The sequence below is a fragment of the Methylobacterium sp. B1 genome (assembly GCF_000333255.1).
In the GTDB taxonomy this organism is placed as follows: domain Bacteria; phylum Pseudomonadota; class Alphaproteobacteria; order Rhizobiales; family Beijerinckiaceae; genus Methylobacterium; species Methylobacterium fujisawaense.
The window spans coordinates 1-7,908 of sequence record NZ_BACT01000029.1 but is presented as its reverse complement, the minus strand read 5'-3'; the positions used below and the strand labels follow the sequence as shown (position 1 = coordinate 7,908).

Below are 7,908 nucleotides of genomic sequence, written 5' to 3'. Positions count from 1 at the left end.
CATCCAGAGGCGGCGGGAGCCGATCAGAGCGTAGAAGACCAGGAGCAGGGCCCCGGCCTCGGCGTAGCGGCCCTGCCGGAAGGCGGATTCGAGGTAGAAGCCCATGGTGGGCAGGCCGATGAAGCCAAGCACCAGGGTCGAGCGCATGGCGCACTCGAACCGGTAGAGCGTGTAGTGCCGGAAGGCCGGGGCGACCTCCGGCAGGCGGGCGTACATGAAAGCCGAGAGGGCGCCGGTCCCCGCCGGCAGGACCCGCAGGGCGGAGAGATCCGCCTCCTCGATGATCTCCGAATAGACCTTCGCGCAGATGCCCGCGTAGGGCAGCGCGATGGCGAGGATGCCGGTGGTCGCCGACAGGCCGAACACCTGCGTTAGCAGCAGCGCCCAGAACAGCTCGTGGACCGAGCGCAGGCCGGCGCAGGCGAGCCGCACGCTCCGGGACCGGGCAAACGGGATCGCGAGGACGAAGCCCGTCCCGGCCCCGAGCGTGACCCCGAGGACCGCGAAGGCGACGGTGTAGACGACGCTCCAGATCTCCACCGCCGGGAAGTCCGGATGGACCAGGCCGGCGAGCAGGCGCTGCAGGTCGGCCCAGGGATGGAGGCTGGTGATCGCGAGGTCGGCGCCAAGCAGCGCCGCTGCGGCACCGCCGACGAACCAGCGGGTCGCCGTCGCGTAGCCCGCGCCGGGCATCAAACGCGCGGCGTTCATGCGGCCTGCCCGTAAAACGGGACGAGGGCCGCCTCGTCCAGGTCGCGGGCGGGCGCGTCGAGGACGATCCGACCCGCATCGAGGACCACGATCCGGTCCGTGTGCGCCAGCGCCAGGGCGATGTCGTGGAGCGCCAGGACGAGGGTCTGGTGGCGGGCGGCCATCCGCTCCAGGATCAAGCCGCCCTGCCTGCGGTCCAGGGCCGAGACCGGCTCGTCGCCGAGCAGGATGGGACGCCCGTTGTAGAGCGCCCGCGCGACCGAGACGCGCTGCTGCTGGCCGCCCGACAGCGCCCCGGCCTTGGCCCGGACCGCGTCGGCGAGCCCGACCTCCCCGAGGATCCCGCTGACCTCAGCGAGATCGGCGCGGGCCGGGAACGCCAGGGTGCGCAGGTTGTGCAGGGTCGAGCGCCGGTCGAGACGGCCCATGTAGACGTTGTGGAAGACCGAGAGCGTCCGCACCAGGGCGGCCGCCTGCGGGATCAGGGCCACCCGCGGCCGGGCCTGGGCGTGGATCAGCCCGAGCAGGGTGGACTTCCCCGCGCCGGATCGACCCATCAGCGCGACGCGCTCGCCCGCCCGGACGGTGAGGTCCACGCCGAACAGGACGGGCTTGCCGTCATAGGCCGCCGTCGCGCCCGACAGAACGACTTCGGCTTCGGCTCGGGGCAGGCTCACGGCAGCGCGCGGCTCAATCCAGCAGGCCCGTGGATTTCGCCACGCGCTCCACCGGCTCGTAGGCGGCGTTGGTCACCGGGATGAACTTCGAGCGCGCGAAGGGCGCGAGGATCGCAGGATCGGTGATGCCGATCAGCGCTGCCTTGAGCCGCTCCGTGAACCCGGCACCGTAGATCGCGTCGACATCGCCGCGCACGGTCCACTGATAATCCGGGAAGGGTGGGCTCTCCCATATGATGCCGACCTCCTTCGGGTCGATCTTGCCGGCCTTGTTGTCCAGATCCCAGACCGAATAGTCCACCGCACCGACCTCGAAGGCCCCGGACTGGACGAGCTGGATCGTGCGACTGTGATCGCCGGAGAAACCAACGCGGGAAAAAACCTCCTCGGGCGTCTTGCCCGGAAAGGCCTCGCGGATGAAGTATTCCGGCATCAGCCGGCCCGAGGTCGAGGCCCGGGAGCCGAAGGTGAAGGTCTTGCCGGCGATCGCCTTCGGGAAGTCGGTCGTGCGCGTCAGGCCCGTCTTGGTGTTGGCGATGAGGTAGGTCTTGAAGGCCGCATCCTCCGCTCCCTGCGCGATCGCCTGGGCCCCGGGCGAGGCTTTGCGGGCCTGGACGCCGGTGAACCCGCCGAACCACGCGAGCTGGACCTGTCCGTTCGTGAAGGCCGTGACCGCTGCCGGGTAGTTCTTCACCGGGAGGTACGTCACCGGCACACCGAGCTTGCCCTCGAGGTACGCGGCGACCTTGCCGAAGCGCTCGACGAGGCGGCTCTCGTCCTGATCGGGGATGCCGGTGAAGACGAAGGCCGGCTTGGCGCCCTGCGCGCCGGCTGCCTGGGGCAGCGCGAGGCAGGTCAGCGCGCCCAGCAACGACCAGCCCAGTGTCCGTCTCAGCATCGAGTGCTCCCGTTCGGATTCCGACTGCGATCGACGCCACGCCGGCATCGATGTCCAATCAACTGACAGCTAGCCCATGTCTAGCGGAGCGCTCGGCGAGCCCTGCTGATCGCGCTTATTCGTGTCACCGCACCGTGCGGTTACCCATCGCGAAGTCGCTTCGCTGCGGCAATCGGCCCGGCGGGCGCTGTCACGACTTCGGCCTGTTCGAATTCGGCCCTGGCGGCTGTCCCGGTGTAGAGAGTAAAGGCCGGCCGCGGTGATCAATCTTGCTGAAGATGTGATGTTACTGATGCGGCTGGCCGTGCGAAGGACGCCATGACGCCCGAAATCGGGCGCCGGTCGCCCGATGGTGCCTGTCGAGATCAGGCGAGAGGATCTGCATGGCCATGGACGCCGGGACGCCGCAGCCTCCGGAGCCGAACATCGTCGCCCCGACACCGTCATTCGCCCTGGGCGTCGGGCTCACCAACGAGTGCAATCTCGCCTGCTCCTTCTGCTACCGCGATCCCGATCGCCTGGACCGGCTCGGACCGGAACAGCTGCGGACGGTGCTCGACAGCCTGCCGGTGCGCTCGGTCAATCTGGGGACCGGCGAGAACGGGATGCACCCCCAGTTCCCGCAGCTTCTCGATCTGCTCCGGGCCGAGCCGATCAAGCTCACGATCACGTCGAACGGGCACTCGATCGCCGTGATGGATGACACGGCGGTGCAGGCCTTCGCCGACGTGGAATTCTCGATCGACTATCCCAACCGGGAGGAGCAGGACGCGCAGCGCGGGGCCGGCAACTGGGACCTCGTGATGACGCAGGCGGCCCGCTGCCGGGCGCTGGGCGTCGGCGTGACCTTCATCGCCGTGATGATGCGGACCAATTTCGACCGGCTGCACGAGATCGCCGCCCTGGCCCGCGGCTTCGACGCGCCGCTGCGCATCAACGTCTACCAGGCGGTGCGCACCGACGCCTTCGCGCTCACCTACGAGGAATACTGGGACGGGTTCGCGCGCCTCTTCGCCGAGACCGACGTGATCGCCATCGGCGAGCCGCTCGTCCGGGCCATGGCGGGCCTCCCGGCGCGGCGGGGCGGATGCGGGATCGGCACGGTGCGCGTCACGCCCCGGGCGACGGTGCAACCCTGCGTCTACTGGGGTGGCACCGGCCAGAGCCTTGACACCCTGCGCGAGGCCGGCAGCGAGATCGTCGAGACGGCCCCCTTCGCGGCGGTCCGGGCCCTGCCGGAGCCCTGCCGGGGCTGCGACTACGAGGAAGCCTGCCACGGCGGCTGCGCCGGGCGGCGGCGGCTGATGGAGCGGCTCGATCAGGTCGACCCGTACTGCCCGATCGTGCGCGGCGAGGTCCGCCCCCTGTCGATCGTCATGGCGCCGGCCCGCGAATTGCCGAAGCTCGAGAGCGCCTGCACGACGATCGTCCAGGCGCGGCCCGCCCGTGGCTGACGCGCCCGCGGCGCGCACCAGCCTGAGCCGGCTCGCGGAGTCCTATGCGGTCATCCTGTGCGACGTCTTCGGCGTGCTCCACGACGCGACGCGGGTCTTTCCCGCCGCCACCGCGGCGCTGGCCGCCTTCCGGGCCGGCGGTGGCACGGTGATCCTCGTCTCGAACGCGGCCGAGCCCGGCGCACACCTGTCAGAACTCCTCCGCGCCCGCGGGATCCCCGACACCTACGACGATCTCGTGACCGGAGCCGACGTCGCCCGGAGCCTCCTCGACGCGGCGGGTGTCCGGTGCGTCCATCACATCGGGCCGGGGCGCGACCGGGTCCTGTTCGAGGGGATGCCGGTCACGCCGGTCCCGGTCGATGCCGCCGAACAGATCGTCTGCACGGGCTATCCGGATTGCGACGATGGCCTCGACGCGACCCTCGAAGCCGCGTTCCGGCGCGGCCTGCCCCTGCTCTGCACCAACCCGGACACGAGCTTGACGGTGGGTGCGACGCGCCTGCGCTTCGCCGGCCTCGTCGCCGAGCGCTACCGCGCCCGTGGGGGTATCGTCGTCGAGACGGGTAAGCCCGGCGCCCTGATCTACTGCCGGGCCCTGGACAAGGCCGAGCGCCTGCGCGGCCGGTCCATCGAGCCCGCCCGGGTCCTGGGGATCGGCGACACCGTCGCCCTCGACGTGGCGGGCGCCCTCAGTCACGGCTTCGCGGCACTCCAGATCGGCGCCGCGCCGCCCCCGCCGGCGGACGCGTCGGCCCGCCTGTACCGGATGCCCGCACTTGTCTGGTGACAGAGCGCCCGGCCCGGTCCATCCGGGAACACGACACGAGAGGATTGATCGATGGATACGACCCCGGTTCGTCTCACCAGCCTCGCCCATGGCGGCGGGTGCGGCTGCAAGCTCGATCCCGCGGTGCTGCGCACGCTCCTCGCCGACCAGCCGGTCGCCGGTCCCTTCGAGCGCCTGCTGGTTGGCAACGAGACCGCCGACGACGCGGCGGTCTGGGCCCTGGATGACGGCACCTGTCTGATCGCCACCACGGACTTCTTCACCCCGATGGTGGACGACCCACACGATTTCGGCCGGATCGCCGCCACCAACGCCATCTCCGACGTCTACGCGATGGGCGGCAAGCCGATGCTGGCGCTGGCCATCCTGGGCATGCCGGTCGGCAAGATCGCCCCCGAGACCGTCGCCGAGATCCTGAAGGGCGGCGCAGCCACCTGCGCGGAGGCGGGCATCCCCATCGCGGGCGGCCACTCGATCGACACGCCGGAGCCGATCTACGGCCTGGCGGTGATCGGCTCGTGCGACCGCGCGCATCTGCGGCGCAATGCCGATGCCCGGGCTGGTGACGTTGCCATCCTGACCAAGCCCCTCGGCGTCGGGATCTACTCGGCGGCGATCAAGCGGGAGGCCCTCGACGCTGCCGGCCACGCCGATTTCATCGCCACCACGACACGCCTCAATAAGGTCGGGGCGGATCTGGCGCGCGATCCGGAGGTCCACGCCATCACCGACATCACCGGCTTCGGCCTGCTGGGCCACGGCCTCGAACTCGCGCGCGGCGCCGGCCTGACCTTCGTGATCGCCGAGGGCGGCCTCCCGCTCCTGCCCCGGGCCGAGGCCCTCGCGCAGGAGGGTTTCGTCACCGGCGCCTCGCATCGGAACTGGGCGAGCTTCGGAGGCCAGGTGAGCCTGCCCGAGGGCCTGCCGGACTGGCGCCGGCACATCCTCACTGATCCCCAGACCTCCGGGGGCCTGCTCGTCACCTGCACCCCCGCGCGGGCGGACGCGATCCTCGCCCAATGCCATGCGGCGGGCTTCGCGCAGGCCGTTGTCGTCGGACGGTTCGAGGCCGGCCCGGCTGCGATCCGGGTCGAGGCCTGACACCGCCCGATGCCGCCCCACGAGCCGGCGACCGCCCCGATCCTGAACGACAAGGCGCACGGAGAGGCCTCGGCGTTCACGCCCGAGAACCTGCTCCGCGAGGCGCGCCGGCAACGCGGTCTCGGCGCCGGTCTAGTGCCGGCCCTCTGCGTCCTCGACCCGGACGGCGACATCGTGCGCCACCTCTGCGCGACTGGGCGGGCTCGGCCCGATCCCGATTGGGCCTGCTACCACAGCACCCTGTACCGGTTCGAGGAATCCGGGCGCGCGATCGGCATCGTCGGCTGCGCGGTCGGCGCGCCCTTCGCCGTGCTGGTGGCCGAGCAGATGTTCGCCTCAGGCTGCGAACTCCTGATCAGCATCACCTCGTCTGGACAGATCACGGCGCTGCGGGCGCCGCCCTATTTCATTCTCATCGACGCGGCCCTTCGCGACGAGGGCACGAGCTACCACTACCTGCCGCCGGCCGCGTTCGTGGAGGCTCCACGGGATCTGGTGGCGGCCGTGGCGCCCGCGCTGACGGGGATCGGTGAACCCGTCGAACGGGGCGCCACCTGGACGACCGACGCCCCCTATCGCGAGACTGAACGGGCCATCGCGGCGGCCCGGGCGCGGGGGATCCTCGCGGTCGAGATGGAGGCGGCGGGCCTCTACGCGTTCGCCCAGGCGCACGGCAAGGCCGTCCTGTGCTTCGCCCACGTGACCAACCAGATGGGTCAGGCCGGCGATTTCGAGAAGGGCGAGGCCAACGGCGCGACGACGGCGCTCCGCCTCGTCGCTGCCGTCGCGACCGCTCGGTTCCCGATCTAGAGAGCCGCCGTCCGGAAGCCGGCGAACACATCGCGGCGCTCCGGTCCGAAGAAGTTGCGGTAGTCGGTATCGATCATCCGCGCGCGTGTCGCCCAGGCGCCGCCCCGCAGGACCTTACGCGTTCCGAAGGCGGGCTCCGAGTATTCCTTGTAGGCGTCGGGTGCGAAGCCCGGGAAAGGCAGGAACGGGCTCGCCGTCCATTCCCAGACGTTGCCGAGCATCTGCCTGCAGCCCCAGGCGCTGTCGCCCTCGGGGAAGGCCGCGACGTCGACACAGCCGAGATGCCCGCCATCGAGGTTGGCGTGCTCAGGGGTCGGCGCACTGTCCCCCCAGGGATAGGGCCGCTTGGTGCGGCTCAATTTGCCGTCGGGCGTCGGCGCACCGGCCGCCGCAGCCTCCCATTCAATTTCGGTGGGCAGGCGTCTGCCCGCCCAGCGGCAATAGGCGTTGGCCTCGTACCAGTTGACGTGGACGATCGGCTGATCGGGCGCGAGCGGCTCGTCCCGGTCGAACCTCCTGCAGGTCCACTCGTCCCACCCGCGACGCGACCAGTAGACCGGGTGCTCGGCACCGCACCCGTCGCGCCACCGAGTCCCCTCGGCATCCCAACAGGCAGGATTCCGATAGCCGCCATCCGCCACGAAGGCGGCGAACTCAGCGTTCGTCACCGGCGCGCGGGCGATGCGGAACGCCGCGACGGACACGGGATGCGCCCATTTCTCATTGTCGAAGACGAAGCCGCCGTCGGGCTCGGCGCCGAGCTGCCACGTGCCCCCGCCGACCGCGACGTCGCCCGGCCAGGGACCCGTCCCCGTGTCCCGGGCCGAGGCTGAGGCGGCGAAGGACGGCCGCGGATAGCCCAGGGTCTGACGCGTGTAGGTGAAGGCCTCGTCGTGCATATCCTCGTGGAAGGCGACGAGCTGGTAGAGCTCGGCCTCCTGCGGTGTCGGCTCGCGGCCTTCGAGACGACGGACAAGCGCCTCCTGCACACGGGCCATGTAGGCCAGGGTGTCGGGCAAAGCCGGGAGCGGAATCGACCAGCGCGTCGCGTGGGGCACCCGCGCGGAGTCGTAGAGCCCGTCGGCTTCCGCCATTCGGGGCGGCGACCGGTCGAGCCCGCGCAGGATGAAATGTTCGTGAAACCAGGCGAGATGGCCGATTTCCCAGAGAAGGGGGTTCACGATCTCGCTCTGCGGGCCCATCAGACGCGCCTGATCGAGGCCCGACACCAGTTCGAGCGTCCGCGCTCTGGCATCTTCAAGCATCGCCACGAGATCGGCAGTCGAGACCTGTGCACTCATCGAACGTCCCGGATTCCTGTTGCAACCATGAGAATCAGCCTGATTACACCGGCGGCGAGAATGTCTCGTGCCGGCAATCGGACCACGGCGATGCGTTGGGCGCGCATCCTCGGCGAACTCGGGCACCGGGTCGACGTGTCAACAACCTACCCGGAAACCCACCCGG

General features: G+C 70.5%; 8 protein-coding genes. 4 read left to right on the top strand and 4 right to left on the bottom strand.

Annotated elements, in window-relative coordinates; translation table 11 throughout:
• The 3 genes from I53_RS00870 to I53_RS00860 all read right to left on the bottom strand — a co-directional run.
• Positions 1-711: PhnE/PtxC family ABC transporter permease (locus tag I53_RS00870; RefSeq protein WP_374701284.1), on the bottom strand; the 711-nt coding region annotated here is incomplete at its 3' end.
• On the bottom strand, positions 708-1,388 hold the full coding sequence (locus I53_RS00865) for an ATP-binding cassette domain-containing protein (RefSeq protein WP_043345651.1): 681 nt from the start codon (positions 1,386-1,388) through the stop codon (positions 708-710). The genes I53_RS00870 and I53_RS00865, both read right to left, overlap by 4 nt.
• 13 nt (positions 1,389-1,401) lie before the next feature.
• Entirely contained in the window at positions 1,402-2,286 is an 885-nt protein-coding gene (locus I53_RS00860) for a putative selenate ABC transporter substrate-binding protein (RefSeq protein ID WP_043345649.1), read from the bottom strand.
• A 383-nt stretch (positions 2,287-2,669) separates the two neighbouring features.
• On the opposite strand from I53_RS00860, the gene I53_RS00855 reads away from it, so the two are divergent.
• Genes I53_RS00855 through I53_RS00840 form a run of 4 tightly spaced genes read left to right on the top strand, consistent with a single transcriptional unit; the run spans position 2,670 to position 6,441 of the window.
• A complete protein-coding gene (locus I53_RS00855) occupies positions 2,670-3,740 on the top strand; it encodes a radical SAM/SPASM domain-containing protein (RefSeq protein WP_236952895.1) in 1,071 nt (356 codons plus the stop codon).
• A complete protein-coding gene (locus I53_RS00850; RefSeq protein WP_051044594.1) occupies positions 3,733-4,530 on the top strand; it encodes a TIGR01459 family HAD-type hydrolase in 798 nt (265 codons plus the stop codon). Before I53_RS00855 ends, I53_RS00850 begins: the two co-directional genes overlap by 8 nt.
• A 51-nt stretch (positions 4,531-4,581) precedes the next feature.
• Positions 4,582-5,631 carry a selenide, water dikinase SelD gene (gene selD, locus I53_RS00845; protein ID WP_043345647.1) on the top strand — a complete coding sequence of 350 codons (1,050 nt, stop codon included), beginning with the start codon at positions 4,582-4,584 and terminating at the stop codon, positions 5,629-5,631.
• Between the two features lie 9 nt (positions 5,632-5,640).
• Positions 5,641-6,441 (top strand): nucleoside phosphorylase, encoded by an 801-nt coding sequence (locus tag I53_RS00840; RefSeq protein ID WP_043345644.1) that lies wholly within the window; start codon positions 5,641-5,643, stop codon positions 6,439-6,441.
• Here the strand turns inward: I53_RS00840 and senA are convergent.
• Complete coding sequence (gene senA, locus I53_RS00835) at positions 6,438-7,742, bottom strand: selenoneine synthase SenA (protein WP_043345642.1); 1,305 nt, start codon at positions 7,740-7,742, stop codon at positions 6,438-6,440. The two genes, I53_RS00840 and senA, sit on opposite strands and share 4 nt — an antisense overlap.
• Between the last annotated feature and the right edge of the window lie 166 nt (positions 7,743-7,908).